Annotated in this window: 18 protein-coding genes; 7 read left to right on the plus strand and 11 right to left on the minus strand. The window is 54.4% G+C overall.

All coding sequences use genetic code 11. The annotated features are described in order from the left end of the window. Nucleotides 1-44 precede the first annotated feature (44 nt). A complete protein-coding gene (gene sodC / locus KO1_RS03580) occupies nt 45-566 on the plus strand; it encodes a superoxide dismutase [Cu-Zn] SodC (RefSeq protein WP_004102674.1) in 522 nt (173 codons plus the stop codon). Here sodC and KO1_RS03585 read toward each other — a convergent pair. Genes KO1_RS03585 through KO1_RS03595 form a run of 3 tightly spaced genes read right to left on the minus strand, consistent with a single transcriptional unit; the run spans nt 559 to nt 3,726 of the window. Further along, nucleotides 559-2,583, minus strand: coding sequence for an FUSC family protein (locus KO1_RS03585; RefSeq protein WP_004102672.1), 2,025 nt, complete (start codon nt 2,581-2,583; stop codon nt 559-561). The genes sodC and KO1_RS03585 overlap by 8 nt on opposite strands. Then, entirely contained in the window at nt 2,583-3,479 is an 897-nt protein-coding gene (locus KO1_RS03590) for an efflux RND transporter periplasmic adaptor subunit (RefSeq protein WP_004113442.1), read from the minus strand. The genes KO1_RS03585 and KO1_RS03590 overlap by 1 nt, the downstream gene beginning before the upstream one ends. A gap of 10 nt (nt 3,480-3,489) precedes the next feature. Next, nucleotides 3,490-3,726 carry a DUF1656 domain-containing protein gene (locus KO1_RS03595; RefSeq protein WP_004102668.1) on the minus strand — a complete coding sequence of 79 codons (237 nt, stop codon included), beginning with the start codon at nt 3,724-3,726 and terminating at the stop codon, nt 3,490-3,492. A gap of 171 nt (nt 3,727-3,897) precedes the next feature. Here KO1_RS03595 and slyA point away from each other — a divergent pair, with 171 nt between their 5' ends. Beyond that, a complete protein-coding gene (gene slyA / locus KO1_RS03600; RefSeq protein ID WP_016810099.1) occupies nt 3,898-4,338 on the plus strand; it encodes a transcriptional regulator SlyA in 441 nt (146 codons plus the stop codon). Between the two features lie 41 nt (nt 4,339-4,379). Here the strand turns inward: slyA and KO1_RS03605 are convergent, their stop codons facing one another. Together KO1_RS03605 and slyB are read right to left on the minus strand one after the other, a co-directional pair. Beyond that, nucleotides 4,380-5,732, minus strand: a complete 1,353-nt coding sequence (locus tag KO1_RS03605) for a sensor domain-containing diguanylate cyclase (RefSeq protein ID WP_023321119.1) — start codon at nt 5,730-5,732, stop codon at nt 4,380-4,382. 229 nt (nt 5,733-5,961) lie between these two features. Next, the gene (slyB, locus tag KO1_RS03610; protein WP_004102663.1) at nt 5,962-6,429 is read right to left on the minus strand and encodes an outer membrane lipoprotein SlyB; all 468 of its coding nucleotides are present in this window, start codon (nt 6,427-6,429) and stop codon (nt 5,962-5,964) included. A gap of 269 nt (nt 6,430-6,698) precedes the next feature. On the opposite strand from slyB, the gene anmK reads away from it, so the two are divergent. From anmK to pdxY, 5 genes are all read left to right on the plus strand, one after another. Then, nucleotides 6,699-7,823: an anhydro-N-acetylmuramic acid kinase gene (gene anmK / locus KO1_RS03615; protein ID WP_064406838.1), complete on the plus strand. Its 1,125-nt coding sequence runs from the start codon at nt 6,699-6,701 to the stop codon at nt 7,821-7,823. 92 nt (nt 7,824-7,915) lie between these two features. Continuing rightward, the gene (gene mliC / locus KO1_RS03620) at nt 7,916-8,239 is read left to right on the plus strand and encodes a C-type lysozyme inhibitor (protein ID WP_024274269.1); all 324 of its coding nucleotides are present in this window, start codon (nt 7,916-7,918) and stop codon (nt 8,237-8,239) included. Nucleotides 8,240-8,296: 57 nt separating this feature from the next. Continuing rightward, complete coding sequence (pdxH, locus tag KO1_RS03625) at nt 8,297-8,953, plus strand: pyridoxamine 5'-phosphate oxidase (RefSeq protein ID WP_024274268.1); 657 nt, start codon at nt 8,297-8,299, stop codon at nt 8,951-8,953. A gap of 447 nt (nt 8,954-9,400) precedes the next feature. Next, entirely contained in the window at nt 9,401-10,675 is a 1,275-nt protein-coding gene (tyrS, locus tag KO1_RS03630) for a tyrosine--tRNA ligase (protein ID WP_004102653.1), read from the plus strand. 61 nt (nt 10,676-10,736) lie between these two features. Beyond that, the gene (gene pdxY, locus KO1_RS03635) at nt 10,737-11,597 is read left to right on the plus strand and encodes a pyridoxal kinase PdxY (protein WP_023321117.1); all 861 of its coding nucleotides are present in this window, start codon (nt 10,737-10,739) and stop codon (nt 11,595-11,597) included. Between the two features lie 42 nt (nt 11,598-11,639). On the opposite strand, the gene gstA is transcribed toward pdxY, so the two are convergent. The 6 genes from gstA to rsxD all read right to left on the minus strand — a co-directional run bounded on the left by gstA (nt 11,640) and on the right by rsxD (nt 17,478). Further along, nucleotides 11,640-12,245 carry a glutathione transferase GstA gene (gstA, locus tag KO1_RS03640; protein ID WP_023321116.1) on the minus strand — a complete coding sequence of 202 codons (606 nt, stop codon included), beginning with the start codon at nt 12,243-12,245 and terminating at the stop codon, nt 11,640-11,642. Between the two features lie 107 nt (nt 12,246-12,352). After that, nucleotides 12,353-13,858, minus strand: coding sequence for a dipeptide/tripeptide permease DtpA (gene dtpA, locus KO1_RS03645; RefSeq protein WP_024274267.1), 1,506 nt, complete (start codon nt 13,856-13,858; stop codon nt 12,353-12,355). A gap of 597 nt (nt 13,859-14,455) precedes the next feature. After that, entirely contained in the window at nt 14,456-15,091 is a 636-nt protein-coding gene (gene nth / locus KO1_RS03650) for an endonuclease III (RefSeq protein WP_004102645.1), read from the minus strand. A 1-nt stretch (nt 15,092) separates the two neighbouring features. Further along, on the minus strand, nt 15,093-15,791 hold the full coding sequence (locus tag KO1_RS03655) for an electron transport complex subunit E (protein WP_004113426.1): 699 nt from the start codon (nt 15,789-15,791) through the stop codon (nt 15,093-15,095). 3 nt (nt 15,792-15,794) lie between these two features. Then, nucleotides 15,795-16,415 (minus strand): electron transport complex subunit RsxG, encoded by a 621-nt coding sequence (gene rsxG / locus KO1_RS03660; protein WP_024274266.1) that lies wholly within the window; start codon nt 16,413-16,415, stop codon nt 15,795-15,797. 10 nt (nt 16,416-16,425) lie between these two features. Beyond that, nucleotides 16,426-17,478 (minus strand): electron transport complex subunit RsxD, encoded by a 1,053-nt coding sequence (rsxD, locus tag KO1_RS03665; RefSeq protein WP_023321115.1) that lies wholly within the window; start codon nt 17,476-17,478, stop codon nt 16,426-16,428. Nucleotides 17,479-17,605 lie beyond the last annotated feature (127 nt).

Consider the following 17,605-nt stretch of genomic DNA (forward strand, 5'->3'; position numbering starts at 1 on the left):
CAATGGCCTACACTGAATAGTGATAGAGCCATTGAGGAGGTGTTATGCAACGATGTATTCTCGCCATACTTACCCTGGCCGCCTGTGCGGGCGCGCAGGCGGCCAGCGAAAGCGTCGATATCAATCTTGTGACCAGCCAGAGCGTTGGTCAGGCCATCGGTAGCGTGAAAATTAGTGAAACCGCGAAAGGTCTCGAGTTTACTCCGGACCTGAAAGCGCTGCCTCCCGGCGAGCACGGCTTCCATATTCACGCCAACGGTAGCTGCCAGCCGGCCATCAAAGAAGGTAAAGCCGTCGCCGCTGGCGCAGCCGGCGGACATTACGATCCGCAAAACACCGGAAAGCATGAAGGTCCTGACGGCGCCGGTCATCTCGGCGATCTGCCGTTCCTGGTGGTTAATAACGACGGAAAAGCCACCCAGCCGGTGGTCGCGCCACGTTTAAAAACCCTCGATGAAGTGAAAGGCAAGGCGCTGATGATTCACGTGGGGGGCGATAATATGTCCGACAGCCCGCAGCCTCTCGGCGGTGGCGGCGAGCGCTTCGCCTGCGGCGTCATCAAGTAGTCCTTTCCGTCAACGTTCCTGCGATCGGCGCCTGTTCCAGCTGAGACAGGGCGCACCAGAGTCGCCAGATAACCGCCGCCAGCTCTCTGGCGGCGGGCTGGTGGTGGCGATTAAGCGCGTCGCAGATGCGCTGCAGTTCCTGCAGCGTTGAAGCGAGAGGGCGCTGCTGAACGCCGCGCTCGCTCATCACGTCACGCAGCAGGCTAATGCACAGATCGCGCACCTGCGAGAGCGGGTCGGAGCGCGTTTCCCAGTCGCGTAGTTGCCACACCACGTGGGAACAATTGAGTAACACGACGCCCCAGCGCAGCAGCCAGCGGCGCGCCAGCGCATCCTGACTGTTGCTAAGCTGGCTAATGTGATGATAAACCAGCGACTCAAATTCATGTTCACTATGCTGCGGACGACGACTCAACTGGTCGACAAAGTGACGCCGTAACGCACGGATGTGCCGACGGCTTTTACGCGCGTCTGAACCTGGACTGATAATGGCGAAAGCCAGCCAGGCAAGTCCTACCCCAATGATTTTTCCCAGATTATCATTAAGAAACGAAGCGTAGTCGTACACCGGCGGGTTGGTGACCGAAATAAATGAGCCCATAAAAACGATCAACTGCCCCCACAGTCCGGCGAGCTTTGGCATCTGCTGTTTGAGCAACTGCATGGTGGTCAGCAGGGGAAACAGAAATAGCAAAAACTGCCATAAATCGGTTATCTGCACCATCAGGCCAAATTTCACGACAAAGCTAAAGAGCGAAAGCAGGATCAGGGTACGCATTAAAAGCGTTAATGATTTAAACGGTGAGGGTGAAACCGAATAGAGCACGCAGCAGATAGCCGCCAGAGTAAGCGCTGCAGCGCAGGCCTGCCACTGGGTGCTTATACCCCATGCGCCGACCATCACCAGCGCGCAAAAAGCGCGAACTCCGTTCCAGAGAGCTTCGGCCTGATCGGTATGGCGGGCCAGCGCGGGTGCGGAAGGTACGTTGAATTCGGTGATCGCGGTGGCGTTTTCGATGCGCTTGAGCCAGCGGCTGCTCTCCAGATACAGGCGACAAAAATAGCGCAGGCGCTTCCAGAAGGCGATGTGTCGGTAGTCGGCATCGGCGGGCGGCGCAAGCGGCGCGATAATGCGGGCAACGCTGTAAGCATCGGCGTTTGAAAGCGCTAACTCGCTGAGCAAAGACTCCAGAATCTCGCGAGTACGAGCGGGCGCGGCGGGCCAGTTAAGCAGCATCCGCCGCAGGCTCGAAATGACGCTGGTCATTCGTAGCTGCTGATGTAGCAGGTAGTTGAGCAGCGGATTTTGCCGGCGAAAGCGATAATGGCTCCAGAAGGCCTGAATGCGCAGCAGATTCATGGTCAGGATTTGCCCAATCACGCTCTCGTGCGCGGCGCGGATAGCATCGGTTGTTTCCGGGACCCACAGCAGACTGGCGTGTTCCAGCAGGCGGGCATGCATATTTTTTAGCGCGCTCAGTAGCGTGGTGCCGTCGGAGGTACTCGGTAAAATCATCATCATTAGCCCGCCGCACAATATACCGACGATAACCTCGCAGACGCGCGACTGGGCGATAGTCCACAGTTCGTTAGCATCGGTAATATTGATAACCGGGAAAGCGATAATCGCGCAGGTGTAGCCCGCAAGCTGGAATGCATAGGCGACGTTATTGGTGAACATCGCGCAGGCCCAGGTACAGAGAGCTATCCACGCCGATATACTAAAAAGAAATAGCCACGGATCGTTGAGCGTATGGCCGGCCAGCAGCAGCGCCGCGCAGGCGCCGAGCAGGCTGCCGGCAATACGGCCAAAGCTTTTGCTGATCACGCCGCCGACGGTGGGAAAGCTGACTACCGCGGCGGAAGTCATCGCCCAGTAGGGTTCGTCAAGATTCAGCCAGTAGGCGACGCTCAACGCCAGGCACATGGCAATCCCGTTACGCAGGGCATAGCGCCACTGCGGACGGCTGGCCTTAATCCAGGGAAGAGAGCGCCACGTCAGGGCCTGTAGCTTCATTACTGCGCGCCAATGGCAACGGTGCAGGTGGTACCGGAGACCAACGTGATATCCGGCGGCAGATGGTCAAACTCAATGCGCACCGGCACGCGCTGGGCAAGGCGTACCCAGGGAATATTCGGTTTAATATTCGCTACCAGACCACTTCCGCTCTCTACGCTCTGATCGACAATAGCGCGTCCGATACTGCCTACGTGACCCTGTAACTTTTGTTTGCTGCTATAGAGGACGATCTGCGCGCTATCGCCGGGACGGATATTACGCAGTTTCGTTTCTTCAAAATAACCGATCACGTAAAAGGAGTGGCTGTCGACGAGGGCAAAAAGCGGATGGCCTACGGTTGCGTAGTCGCCAATGCGGGTCGAAAGGTTCGTTACCCAGCCGTCAACCGGAGCCTTAATTTCGGTCTGCGCGAGCTGCCATTGGGCATGATCGAGGGTGGCCAGGGCGGCTCCCACGACGGCCTTAGCCGCTGCCAGGTTAGTATTAGCGGTATTAAGCGCAGTATTAGCGTTTTCTAAATCTTCTGCGGAGATGAAATTCTCGGAGAGATGGCGTCGGCGAGCGGCATCGCTGGCGGCTTTTTTCTGTTCAGCCTGCGCGCGGGCAACTTCAGCTCGAGCCTTGTCGAGCTGGGCCTGGGCGTTGAGCAGCGCAATTTTATAAGGCGTATCATCAATTCTGAACAGCACTTCACCGGCCTTAACCAGCTGGTTATCGCGTACGTTGAGCTGCAGGATGCTCCCGGACACCTGCGGCGTGACGCCTACCTGCTCGGCCCGGACTTTCCCGTCGCGGGTCCACGGGGACTGCGTGTAGTAATTCCAGACCAGCCAGGCGGCAATAATGGCCAGCGCGGCGACCAGCAGCGTGGATAAATATTTTAGTTTCTTCATGTAATGAACATTACCAGATAGTCAGTAAAACCAGCGCCAGACAAACGGAGAGCGCAAAGAAGGAGAGATCCATGAGCAGGGGGTGCCAGATTTCACCTGCGTACATCCAGTCCCGCAGCTGACGATGAACGACCAACCAGATAAAGAAGCCCAGCAGAACGGCTTTAAAGACAGGAGGAAAATAGACCGAAGCGCCGAACACCAGGTCCTGGAGCGGCAATCCGGTAGTGTTAAGACTCAGTTTCACAAGCAAAAATCCTTTGCCGTTTCAGGATGAATGTTCAGGTTATGCGATTATTCACATTGTAAATCATTGTTCTGATTTTAGTGAATCAGGTAATTCATTTGTTTTGGTAATTTAAATGCTGCACACTATTCTAAAATCAGTATAATAACTTAGCAAGCTAATTATAAGGAGATGAAATTGGAATCGCCACTTGGTTCTGATCTGGCACGTTTGGTACGCGTCTGGCGCGCGCTAATCGACCATCGCCTGAAACCTCTGGAGTTAACGCAGACGCACTGGGTCACGCTGCATAACATTCACCAGCTGCCGCCTGAACAGTCGCAGATTCAGCTGGCGAAAGCCATTGGTATTGAGCAGCCTTCGCTGGTTCGCACGCTCGACCAGCTGGAGGAAAAGGGGCTTATTTCTCGCCAGACCTGTGCAAACGATCGGCGGGCAAAACGTATCAAGCTTACCGAAAAAGCCGAACCCCTGATCAACGAAATGGAAGAGGTTATCGGCAAAACGCGTGATGAGATTCTGGCCGGTGTTTCTAAAGAAGAGGTGGAAACGCTGCTCAATTTGATTCGTAAACTTGAACACAACATCCTCGATCTCCAGGCAAAAGATTGACCTTAACGAGGCCTTGAATCTTCTCAAGGCCTCTTTTTTATTTACGCCTGCCAGACGACTACGCGATTACGCCCGGTGTTTTTCGCTTCGTACATGGCGGTATCAGCGCGCTTGACGCACTCCTCCGCCGCAACATGCGCATCCTGAGTGGTGAAAACCCCCATACTGATGGTCATTCTTTCCGGTAACCCTTCATGCTGTTCACTGACGGACAGGCGGATGCGTTCGGCAATGGCCAGCGCTTCGTTGGCGCCGATATTGACCAGCAGCAGGGCAAACTCTTCCCCGCCGATACGCGCGGCAATGTCCTCCTGGCGCACGTTATTCTGCAGCACGCTGGCAGCAAACTGAATGACCTTATCTCCCTGCACGTGGCCGTACGTGTCGTTGATGCGCTTAAAGCGGTCAAGATCGCAGACAATGACCGATAGCGGCTGTGATGCAGAGACTTTTGTTAATCGTTGATTCAGCGTGTCGTAGAAATAGCTGCGGTTATACAGCCGGGTCAGGGGATCGCGAATAGAATTCTGGTACGAGCGAACGTACCTTTCGTTTGACTCCCGGTAGAGGATAAAAACATCCACAAGCAGAACTAAAATCAAAAACAGAGTGCTCAGCGTTTCAAAGAGCCGCGCCTGGTTCCAGGAATGAGCGTTACCGTTGACCGTGGAGAGCAGAACCAGCAGCGTAAATATATAGGCGGTACAAAAAAAAGCGCCGCTGTACCAGAATATATTGCGTAGCCGGGTCAGGCTAATAAGTAAAATCAGCGTAAATGACCATGTGCCAATTAATACCCAGCCAACCCGGTTATGCCATAGCGGCGTAAAGGTATAGGTCAGATTATCAATGAATTCAATGCTCAGTAATGGTGAGTTGCTGGAATGAACCCACGACAATATGAGCGTTGCGGCGATCAAAATAAAACAACCCAGCAGTACCAGACCGTGAATCTTTCCTGAATGAGTGGTACGGTGGCGAAGCCGATATAAAACGATCGAAGTTATAAATAAAACGGCCATCATGACGTTGCGGAAAAAATAAAAAATTAGCGCGTCATTCTGGTTGATGACGCGACCCTGGGCACATACCAGCCAGTCCGGGTAGCTGCCTATGGTCCCGAGCATCAACAGGGCCGAACAGGCAAAAGCGAAGGCTATTGGCGCCAGGTACAGCTGCTTTTTATCGCACAGATATTTCATGCCCATAAAACAGGCAATCATAATATGGAAACCCATCAGTGAAATAGTCAATACAGGAAACAGCATTGATGAAGTTGTAGAGATACGATGAATTAATGAGCCGGTAACGAAATTAATCGTAGCAATAGAAAAACCGCATACGACAGCGTAAAGAAATAGCCTGTCAGGCAAGCGTTTGAGATTAATAAACATAGTCAACATCCCTGAATAAAAGGGCAAAGGTAAAACGACGTCTCTGTCGTAAATGTTTTGCGTAATATAGGGTGCAGATTACTTGATAGCGGAGGGGAGAATATTGAGCAGGCGCAAGTTGTGGAGGGTAGGCGGAAAAATATAAATATATTTTCAGTGTTTATTTATAATGATAAATGATACATATTTTATATAAATGAGCGGCCCGCAAGGGCCGCAGGGAAAAGATTTAGCGCGGGGATACGGTAACCTGGCTGCCGCTGCCGGCAATAGCCACGCGTTGTCCGACTGAGAACGGCGTGCTGCCTTGTTTCTGCACCACCATGATGGTGTTGCCATCATCTTTGCGAATTTCCAGCTCAACGCCCTGGGTTTTGTTCATTGCGCCCTGGACGCCCTGACCGGCTACGCCGCCCGCGACAGCGCCTGCTGCGGTTGCCAGAGAGCGACCCGTGCCGCCGCCGATGGTGTTACCCAGGAAACCACCGAGCACCGCGCCGCCAATGGCGCCGATAGCATTGCTTTCATCTCCGCCCTGAATCTGAACCGCGCGGGTATGCACAATGGTGCCGTAGGTCACACTTTGGACCTGTTTGGCTTCGGATGCGGAGTAAACATCGCCGGACAGGCCGCTGTTGCTGACGCAACCTGCAAGCGTAAAACCAATCATCGAGACAGCCAAAACACGTAAAATCATTTATGAATCTCCTGTTCACAAGAAGCGTTCTGTTGAACTTCCTTGTAGCCAATTATATGGCATTTAAGCGTCTGCTGGCATAGCAGATACCGTGACTATACAAAAAATAATAATCAGAGTCGTCTCAACCTAAACTAAACATAAGTTCTTTACGCTAAGTACCATCGCGCTGCTTGTATTGTTAAAAAGTATTATAGCAGCATAGCATTACCCCCTCGTTTATGGTGGAGTGTGGGGATATACGAGAGTCATGGAATGAAGGAAAGCGTATGAAATCAGGCCGCTTTATCGGCGTCATGTCCGGCACCAGCCTTGATGGTGTGGATGTTGTGCTTGCAGCAATTAATGAAGATCTGGTCGCCCAGCAGGCCAGCCTGACGTATCCCATCCCCATTGCGATTAAAGAACAGATTCTGGCTATCTGTCAGGGGCAGCCGCTCACGCTTTCGCAGCTAGGGCGGCTGGATACGCGGCTGGGGCGGCTGTTTGCCGATGCGGTTCTGGCGCTAATGGTTCAGGAAAAGCTACAGGCAGCAGATATCATCGCCATCGGCTGCCATGGGCAAACGGTCTGGCATGAGCCAACGGGTGATGCGCCGCACACTATGCAGATAGGCGACAATAATCAGCTTGCCGCGCGCACCGGCGTAACCGTGGTTGGAGACTTTCGCCGCCGCGATATGGCGCTCGGGGGGCAGGGGGCGCCGCTGGTTCCTGCTTTCCATCATGCGCTGCTGGCGCATCCGGTAGAGCGCCGCATGATTCTCAATATCGGCGGTATTGCCAATCTCTCTTTACTGGCGCCGGGGCAGCCGGTACGTGGATACGACACGGGGCCAGGCAACATGCTGATGGACGCGTGGGTCTGGCGCCAGTGCGGCAAACCCTATGATAAAGACGCGCAGTGGGCCAGCGAGGGGAAAATTGTGCTGCCGCTGCTGCAGGATATGCTCAGCGATCCCTGGTTTGCCCTGCCGGCGCCGAAGAGTACCGGGCGCGAATACTTTAACTACGGCTGGCTCGCGCAGCATCTGGCGCGTTATCCGGGGCTTCGTGCCCAGGATGTCCAGGCGACCCTGGCCGAACTGACTGCCGTCAGCATCAGCGAACAGGTGCTGCTAAGCGGAGGCTGCGAGCGTCTACTGGTATGCGGCGGCGGTGCGCGTAACCCGCTACTGATGGCGCGTCTGGCGGCGCTGTTGTCGGGAACCGAAGTGTCGACGACCGATGAGGCGGGCATAAGCGGTGATGATATGGAAGCGCTGGCTTTCGCGTGGCTGGCGTGGCGTACCCTCGCCGGCTTACCCGGCAATCTCCCTTCCGTGACCGGCGCGTCGCAGGCAACCGTACTGGGCGCTATTTTCCCGGCCAATCCGCAGCAAAATCAGAGTTAACTGAAATCACCCGCGCCGGTTTCTTCGTAAACTGGCCAACGTTGAGGGAGGGCGTTATGCCTTCCCGGACCGGGAAAGTCGAAGGCATACTGATGAAAAAAATACTTATTCTTGCTGTACCTTTTATGCTCGCAGGCTGTAGCTACTACAACCAGTTTGTTGAGCGGATGAACACGGATACCCTCGAGTACCAGTGCGAGCAAAAACCGTTAACCGTCCATCTCAATAATACTCGCCAGCAGGTCAGCTTCATTTACGACAACCAGCAGTTAAATTTACAGCAGGGTCTCTCCGCCTCCGGCGCGCGCTATACCGATGGCGTATACGTCTTCTGGTCTAAAGGCGATAGCGCCACCGTTTATAAACGCGACCGTATTGTGCTGGAAAACTGTCAGCTGCAAACCGCCAAACGTTGAGATTTCAGTCATGGGGGCGCACAATAACGCCACCCATTGATGACTTTCTCAATTGCCATGTCTGATAACGACGAATTGCAGCAAATTGCGCATCTGCGCCGTGAATATACCCGTGGTGGCCTGCGTCGCCACGACCTTCCTGCCGAACCCCTGGCATTATTTGAACGCTGGCTGCGGCAGGCCTGTGATGCGAAGCTCGCTGACCCGACGGCGATGGTTGTCGCGACCGTTGATGAAAACTCGCAGCCTTACCAGCGCATCGTGTTGCTCAAGCACTACGATGAGAAAGGCCTGGTGTTTTATACCAACCTCGGCAGCCGCAAAGCCCACCAGATTGAAAAAAATCCCCGCATCAGCCTGCTGTTTCCATGGCATATGCTGGAGCGCCAGGTCATGGTTATCGGTAAAGCGGAACGCCTGTCGACGCTGGAAGTAGTCAAATATTTCCACAGCCGCCCGCGCGACAGTCAGATTGGCGCCTGGGTATCGCAGCAGTCCAGCCGTATTTCGGCTCGCGGCATCCTCGAAAGTAAGTTCCTCGAGCTGAAGCAAAAGTTCCAGCAGGGCGAAGTTCCGCTGCCGAGCTTCTGGGGCGGATTCCGCGTCAGTATTGAACAGATGGAGTTCTGGCAGGGCGGAGAGCATCGTCTGCACGATCGTTTTCTCTATCAGCGTCAAAACAGCGGCTGGCAGATCGACCGACTGGCGCCATAAAGGACGCAAAAATGTTGTCTTAAGCGCTGGTGCATCGTGGCCTGGCGCTTTATTCTATACGCTTCATTTTTCAAGCTGCATCTTTATCCGCTGCGCCTGCCCGCTCTGTCGCTTACCTGTGTAAGTTCCCTGAGCTTTCATATGCTTGCCGCCGCGATGCAGCTTGAACAATTTTGCGTATACCCGTCATACTTCAAGTTGCATGTGCGTTGGCTGCGTTCACTCACCCGAATCACTTACTACAGTAAGCTCATCGGGATGAATCAGGGACATCCATGTCCCTGACCGAAGGTCATCTTCGGTTGTTCAAATTCGTTCCTGACGAATTTGTCGTTCACTTGCCGCCTTCCTGCAACTCGAATTATTTAGGGTATAGATGTTTTTTTTCGCGTCTGGCGAAAAGTCGTGTACCGGCAGAGGTGCAGTCGTTTATAGATGGAGAATTTGATGGCAAGCAGTAACTTGATTAAACAATTGCAGGAGCGGGGGCTGGTAGCCCAGGTGACGGACGAGGAAGCGTTAGCAGAGCGACTGGCGCAAGGCCCGATCGCGCTCTATTGCGGCTTCGACCCAACCGCCGACAGCTTGCACTTGGGGCATCTTGTTCCATTGTTATGCCTGAAACGCTTTCAGCAGGCGGGCCATAAGCCTGTTGCGCTGGTTGGCGGCGCGACGGGTCTCATTGGCGACCCGAGCTTTAAAGCCGCTGAGCGTAAACTGAACACTGAAGATACCGTGCAGGAGTGGGTAGATAAAATTCGCAAACAGGTCGCGCCTTTCCTCGACTTTGATTGCGGTGATAACTCTGCCATCGCCGCGAATAACTACGACTGGTTTGGCAGCATGAACGTGCTCACCTTCCTGCGTGATATCGGCAAGCACTTCTCCGTAAATCAGATGATCAACAAAGAAGCGGTGAAGCAGCGTCTGAATCGCGACGACCAGGGCATCTCTTTTACCGAGTTCTCCTACAACCTGCTGCAAGGCTACGACTTTGCTTGCCTGAACAAGCTGCACGGCGTGGCGCTGCAAATCGGCGGTTCTGACCAGTGGGGTAACATTACTTCCGGTATCGACCTGACCCGCCGTCTGCACCAGAATCAGGTCTTTGGCCTCACCGTCCCGCTGATCACCAAAGCCGACGGCACGAAATTCGGTAAAACCGAAGGCGGCGCAGTGTGGCTCGATCCGAAGAAAACCAGTCCGTATAAGTTCTACCAGTTCTGGATCAACACCGCGGATGCCGATGTTTATCGCTTCCTTAAGTTCTTCACCTTTATGGACATAGCTGAAATCAATGCCCTGGAGGAGGAAGACAAAAACAGCGGTAAAGCGCCGCGCGCCCAGTACGTGCTGGCCGAGCAGGTGACCCGTCTGGTGCACGGTGAAGAAGGTCTGGTGGCGGCAAAACGCATTACCGAGAGCCTGTTCAACGGCAACCTGAGCGATTTGAGCGAAGCCGATTTCGAACAGCTGGCGCAGGATGGCGTGCCGATGATCGAAATGGATAAAGGCGCCGATCTGATGCAGGCGCTGGTGGATTCTGAACTGCAGCCGTCCCGCGGTCAGGCGCGTAAAACCATCGCATCCAATGCGGTGACCATCAACGGCGAAAAACAGTCCGACCCGGAATACGTATTTGTCGACGCCGACCGTCTCTTTGGTCGCTACACCTTACTGCGCCGCGGTAAGAAAAATTACTGTCTGGTCTGCTGGAAGTAATTGCGTAAAGGCAGGGGCGTGGGAAACCGCGCCCCTTATTTTTTGCTCTCAGGTAATTAAGATGAAGAACATCCTCGCCATCCAGTCCCACGTTGTGTTTGGCCATGCGGGCAACAGCGCCGCTGAATTTCCGATGCGCCGCCTTGGCGCCAACGTCTGGCCGCTTAATACCGTACAATTCTCCAATCATACCCAATACGGTAAATGGACCGGCTGCGTGATGCCGCCAGCGCATTTGACGGAGATTGTTCAGGGGATTGCCGATATTAACCAACTGCAGCGCTGTGACGCCGTGCTAAGCGGCTATCTGGGATCGGCTGAACAGGGCGAACATATTCTTGGCATTGTGCGTCAGGTTAAAGCCGCCAATCCGGCTGCGAAATATTTCTGCGACCCGGTAATGGGTCATCCGGAAAAGGGCTGCATCGTGGCGCCGGGCGTAGCGGAGTTTCACGTGCGCTACGCGCTGCCGGCAAGCGATATTATTGCGCCAAATCTGATTGAGCTGGAGATCCTCTGCGGGCATCCGGTGGCAAACGTTAACGAGGCGGTTTTGGCCGCGCGCGAGCTGATTGCTCAGGGGCCGGAGGTGGTGCTGGTGAAGCATCTCTCGCGTGCCGGACTGAGTATGGATCGTTTTGAGATGCTGCTGGTTACCGCGCAGGAAGCCTGGCATATCAGCCGTCCGCTGGTGGATTTTGGCATGCGCCAGCCGGTAGGCGTCGGTGACGTTACCAGCGGGTTGCTGCTGGTCAAACTGCTGCAGGGCGCCACTCTGCGCGATGCGCTGGAGCATGTGACCGGCGCGGTTTATGAAATCATGCTGGCGACTAAAAACATGCAGGAATATGAGCTTCAGGTTGTGGCGGCTCAGGATCGTATTGCGCAGCCGGAGCACTACTTTAGCGCCACCCAGCTTTAAGGCGGGTATGAACTTGCCCGACATGTCGGGCAAGCATCGGTTTTACTTCAGCCCTTCAGCCTCAAGAGCAGCGGCTACGGCCGGGCGCGCGGCAACGTGTTTCATCCAGGCCGCGATATTGCTATAACCTTCCATATTCAGCTTCACGGCGTAGGCCCAGCGCAGTACGGTGAACAGGTAGCCATCCGCAATGGTGAAACGATGCCCGTTAATCCACTCTTTATCCTGCAGACATTCGTTCACGTACTGCATTTTCTTATCCAGCTGCGCGCGGGCGATAGGTTTGAAATCTTCCGGCGTATCCGGTCGAAACAGCGGTGTAAAGCCTTTATGCAGTTCCGTCGCCACGTAGTTTAGCCACTCCAGGGTCTGGTAGCGGGCGATGCTTCCTACCGGCGCCAGCAGCTGGCGGTCCGGTACGCGATCGGCGATATACTGCATAATGGCCACGCCTTCCGTCAGCAGCACGTCATCGTCCAGCAGCAGCGCCGGTACCTGACCCTTGGGGTTAACCAGCAAATAATCCTCCCCGTTTTCAAGGCGTTTTTTCATCACGTCAACGCCCTGCAGGGTAAAGTCCAGCCCGCTTTCGCGTAGCGCGATATGCGAGGCTAGAGAACAAGCGCCGGATTTATAGAACAGTTTCATCGGTGACTCCTCGTGGCTGCGGTTTTCTGTATGTTAGTCCGCCCAGGGGCAAAAAAAAACCGCTAACAGAGCGTTAGCGGTTTAATTTATCGGTTTTCCCAGGGAGCTTAAGCCGTGGCGGTATCGCTGGCTTTTGCCGTTTTATCATCGTCCTGGGTCATGCGGTTCAGCTTCGGCGCCGTCAGCAGCATCAGGATAGCGATAACGCCAGTTGCGACACCGATATGCAGGAACACGCGGCCGTAAACTTCCAGCGACATCAGCGGGTCAGTGACGTTGTCCGGTACTGCCATCATGTTCGCAACGTAGCCGCCGATCAGGTTAGCGCCAGCGGTTGTCAGGAACCAGCTGCCCATGATGAAGCCCATCAGGCGCTGCGGAACCAACTGCGCAACCATCGCCAGGCCCAGGCCGGAGATCATCAGTTCACCGATACTCTGCAGACCGTAGCTAATCACCAGCCAGCTGACGTTGACGATACCCGCATCGCTGGCGAACTTAGCGCCCAGCGGCAGCACGAGGAAGGCGCCGGAGCACAGGACCATACCAATAGCGAACTTCATCGGCATTGGCAGGGTGTCGCCCATCTTGTTGTAAATGGCGGCAAGAATCGGGCTACCGATAATGATCCAGAACGGGTTCAGCGCCTGATACTGTTCAGGTTCAAAAGCGATACCCAGCAGAGAGTGTTCAACGTTGCGAATAGCAAAGAAGTTGAGGGAGGTCGGCATCTGGCTATACAGCACAAAGAAGATGATCGCCTGCAGCATCAGAATAAACGCAACGATCATTTTGCGACGCGGCGCGCCGTGCATCGCAAAGGCCTCTTTAGCAAAGATAACGATGATGCCCAGAGCAACCACGCCCAGCGCCATACGTGCAATGCCCTGGTTGTGCAGCAGCCAGGTTGCAATCGCGACCAGAACGACCACGCCAACGATAGTGGCCAGCAGTTTGCCCACGTGCACCGGTGCGAAGTCAGGTTTGGAACCGTACTGCTTAACCCAGCGCTGGCAGAAAGCGAAGTTGACGATGGTGATCACCAGGCCTACAAAGCTCAGAGCGAAAGCGACGCTCCAGCCGAATTTTGCCGCCAGCCACGGTGTCGCCAGCATAGAGAAGAAGGAGCCGATATTGACGGACATATAGTACATGGTAAATGCACCGTCCAGACGCGGATCGTTCTTTTCATAGCAGGTCGAGAGCAGGGAAGAGGGGTTAGCCTTGAACAGGCCATTACCCACGGCAATCGTTGCCATCCCCATATACACGATGCCCGCATCGTGTCCGGACCACGCGACCAGGCCGTAGCCGATAGCCAGAACGATGGCGCCGAGCATAATGACGCGCTTGGTGCCGAGCACCTTGTCGCCCAGCCAGCCGCCAATCGCCACCAGACCGTATACCAGGGCGCTAAAGGAGGAGAACAGAGTGATAGAATCCGCTTCTGACATACCCAGCTGTTTAACCAGGTAAACGGCCATAATCCCTTGCAGGCCGTAGAAACCAAAACGTTCCCATAGCTCAATAGAGAAGATGAGATAGAACGATCGTGGTTGTTTGAAAGCGTTTAAACTCACGCTCTCCGTTGGTTTATTGTTTGCAGTAGACACAAATACCTCTTTTTTTACATCCCATATTAACGGGGGGTGCTCGGGGCGCAATCTTCGCAGACCGCCGCCTTTATAGTTATTCTGGAGGGAAAACGGCAGGTAATGTTCACTATCCTGTGCCATCAGGCAATAGCTTTGCAATAATCTGTTACACATATCCTGAGCGTTATAATACACCGGACATATAAATGTTATGCAGAGTTAAATTTCAGCGTTTCGTTAATGGCAGCGTTTTTATCTGTCAGAATCGGAAAGTTTTCGCATAAAGGCCATATGTTCTGCTGTTTGCGCTTGCATCCAGTGATATAGCCCAAAATCATAAAAAATGATGGGTTATTGTGTTGGTATTTAAGTTGGAGGTATTTAAATCAGCAGGTTTTCGTATTAATAAGTTAACAACAAAGCAACAAGAAATTGACTCAGTGATCTGGATCACAAATGTATAGAAATTTTGCCTCTGAAAAAAATGAATAAGCTGATCGATGGTTATATAGCGGAATAATAAGCCATAAGAAGGCTAAATGGATGGCGTGAACATCGGAAAAATGGGGTATGCACCAGAGCCATGACTTATGAAGGGTTATGGCTCTGGTAGGGTCAGGAGTAGACCTTCTCTTTAAACTCGCAAAGATCTTCAATCAGGCAGGAACCGCAGCGCGGTTTACGGGCGATACAGGTATAACGGCCGTGCAGAATCAACCAGTGATGGCAGTCCACTTTGAATTCCGCCGGAACCACCTTTAACAGCTTCTCTTCCACCTGTTCAACGTTTTTACCAGGCGCAAATTGTGTCCGGTTGCAAACGCGGAAAATGTGCGTATCGACAGCGATTGTCGGCCAGCCGAAGGCGGTGTTCAACACGACGTTAGCGGTTTTGCGCCCGACGCCGGGAAGCGCCTCAAGCGCGGCTCTGTCTTCCGGTACTTCGCCGTTATGCTGCTCAAGCAGGATCCGGCAGGTCTTAATGACGTTTTCTGCTTTACTGTTGAACAGGCCGATGGTCTTAATGTACGACTTAACGCCCTCTACGCCCAGCGCCAGCATCGCCGCCGGCGTGTTGGCGACCGGGTAGAGTTTCGCCGTAGCTTTATTGACGCTAACGTCGGTAGCCTGCGCCGAGAGCAGCACGGCGATCAATAATTCAAACGGCGAGTTAAAATTCAGCTCCGTAGTGGGGTGCGGGTCGTTATCCCTGAGCCTGGTGAGGATCTCCAGGCGTTTACTCTTGTTCATCCTATGCTTTTCCCGTCACATCAGAGGGCGCAACGATCCCGGCCTGCGCCGCTTTGGCTTTGCGCTGTTTGCTACGTTCATCAATGAGGTATTTTACCGCCAACATCATGCCGAGGCCAATAAATGCGCCCGGCGGCAGCATTGCCAGCAGGAACGGCGTATCGGTATGAAATACTTCTATACGCAGAACCTTTGCCCAACTGCCGAGCAGGCTATCGGCACCATCAAACAGGGTACCGTTGCCGAGAATTTCCCGCATCGAGCCGAGGACAAACATCGCGCAGGTCGCCCCCATGCCGATGGAAAAACCATCCAGCGCCGATAGCGCCGGACCTTTTTTCGCGGCAAAGGCCTCAGCGCGCCCGACCACAATGCAGTTGGTGACGATAAGCGGGATAAAAATCCCCAGAGACTGATAAAGGCCGAACGCATAAGCGTTGATCAGCATCTGGACGACGCTCACCACCGAAGCGATGATCATAACGTAAATCGGAATACGGATTTCCGCCGGCGTCCAGCGACGCAGGCTGGAAATGGTCAGGTTAGTCAGGGTAAGAACCAGCGTCGTCGCCAGCCCAAGCCCAAGAGCGTTGGTGGCGGTAGAGGTCACGGCGAGCAGAGGACACATCCCCAGCAGCTGAACCAGCGCGGAGTTGTTTTTCCACAGCCCCTGAACAATAACGTCTTTTACTTCGCTCATGGTCTAGTCTCCACAGGGAGTGATAGCAGAAATCTGCGCGGGCAGAGTTTGCGCATACAGGCCCGCGCGCTTGACGGCATTGACCACCGCGCGCGGAGTAATGGTAGCCCCGGTAAACTGATCGAAATCGCCGCCATCTTTTTTCACGGCCCAGTGGCTATCGTTTTGCCCATGAATCACTTTATCGGCAAAGAGGGTGATCCAGTCAGAAATTCTAAGCTCGATCTTATCGCCCAGGCCCGGCGTCTCATGATGCTCGGTGACGCGGGTACCCAGCACGGTACCTTTAAAGTCGGCGGCAACCAGTAGCTGAATGGCTCCTGAATAGCCGTCCGGCGCGGTAGCTTCCATCACCGCTGCAACCGCTTTATCGCCATTCTGAGCAATCCAGACCTTATGCTCGCCTTTTCCCAGCTCCGGCGCGGTTACCCGATAACAGCTTTTCAGCAAGTCGTTATTATATAAATTGGCCGGCATAACCTGGTCGAATAAGGCTTTTTGCTGCTGGGCGGCCTGGTCTTCAATAGTGCTTTTAGTCAGTTCGTTAATGGCGGCCGTCAGCCCGGTCGAACCCGCAGCAAAGAGGGCCAGCGTGATGCCGTGTTTACGCATGCTTTGTAACATGTTCGGGTCCTCAGCGGTGGCCGTACGCGCGCGGGCGCGTGTAGTAATCGATCAAGGGAACGGTAATATTGGCCAGCAGAACGGCAAAGGCGACGCCATCCGGGTAGCCGCCAAAGCTGCGAATTAGCCACACCAGTAACCCCGCCAGCGCGCCGAAGATCAGGCGACCGCGATTGGTGGTGGAAGCGGTCACCGGGTCCGTCAGGATAAAGAAGGCGCCCAGCATGGTGGCGCCGGAGAGCAGATGAATTTGCGGTGAGGCGAGGCTTTCTGGTGAGAATAGCCATCCCAGGGTGGCGCAAACGGCAAGGCTCAGCAGGAAGCTCAGCGGAATATGCCAGCGAATGGCTTTTTGCCATAGCAGGAACAGACCGCCCGCCAGATAAGCCACGTTAACCCACTGCCAGCCGAGACCGGCCAGGGCGCCGCCGTAGACAGGATACTGGAGGATCTCTTGCACCGCATGACCGGCATGGAGCGAGGTTTTGAAGGTATCCAGCGGCGTTGCCTGACTGATGCCGTCAATGCCGATTCGCAGGCTGTTCATGTCCCCGCCGGTAGCCGTATGACCAGTGAAAATCATCGTCAGCGCGTCGCTAAAACCGGGTACATTGGCGGCTATCTCATGGGGCGGGAGCCAGGAGGTCATCTGCACCGGGAAAGAGATCAGCAGCACCACGTAGCCAATCATTGCCGGGTTAAAAGGATTGTGACCCAGTCCACCGTACAGCTGTTTGGCGATAATCACCGCAAACGCAGTGCCCAGCACGACCATCCACCACGGCGCAAAAGGCGGAATACTGATCGCCAGCAGCAGGCCGGTCAGCAGCGCTGAGTTATCGGCAAGAATCGCCGGGATATTTTGTTTGCGCAGTTTAAGAATGGCCGCTTCGGCTCCCCACGCCGTGACGGCGGCGAGGATAATTTGCAGTACGGTACCCCAGCCGAAAAACCAGGTCTGAACCACAATACCGGGTACGGCGGCGAGCAGCACCAGCAGCATAATCCGCGAAGTCTGGCGCTGATTGTGGGTGTAGGGGGAACTTGCGATTCTGAAAACCATTTAATCCTCGTTAACTGCCTGCCGGGACGCTTTCCGGGCCTGAACGCGGGCGATTGCTTCAGCGACTGCCGCTTTGCGGCCGTCATCATTGGCTGCCGACGGGGGAACTGCTTGTTGCTGTTGTTCT

It is taken from the genome of Klebsiella oxytoca NBRC 105695, assembly GCF_001598695.1.
In the GTDB taxonomy this organism is placed as follows: Bacteria; Pseudomonadota; Gammaproteobacteria; order Enterobacterales; family Enterobacteriaceae; genus Klebsiella; species Klebsiella oxytoca.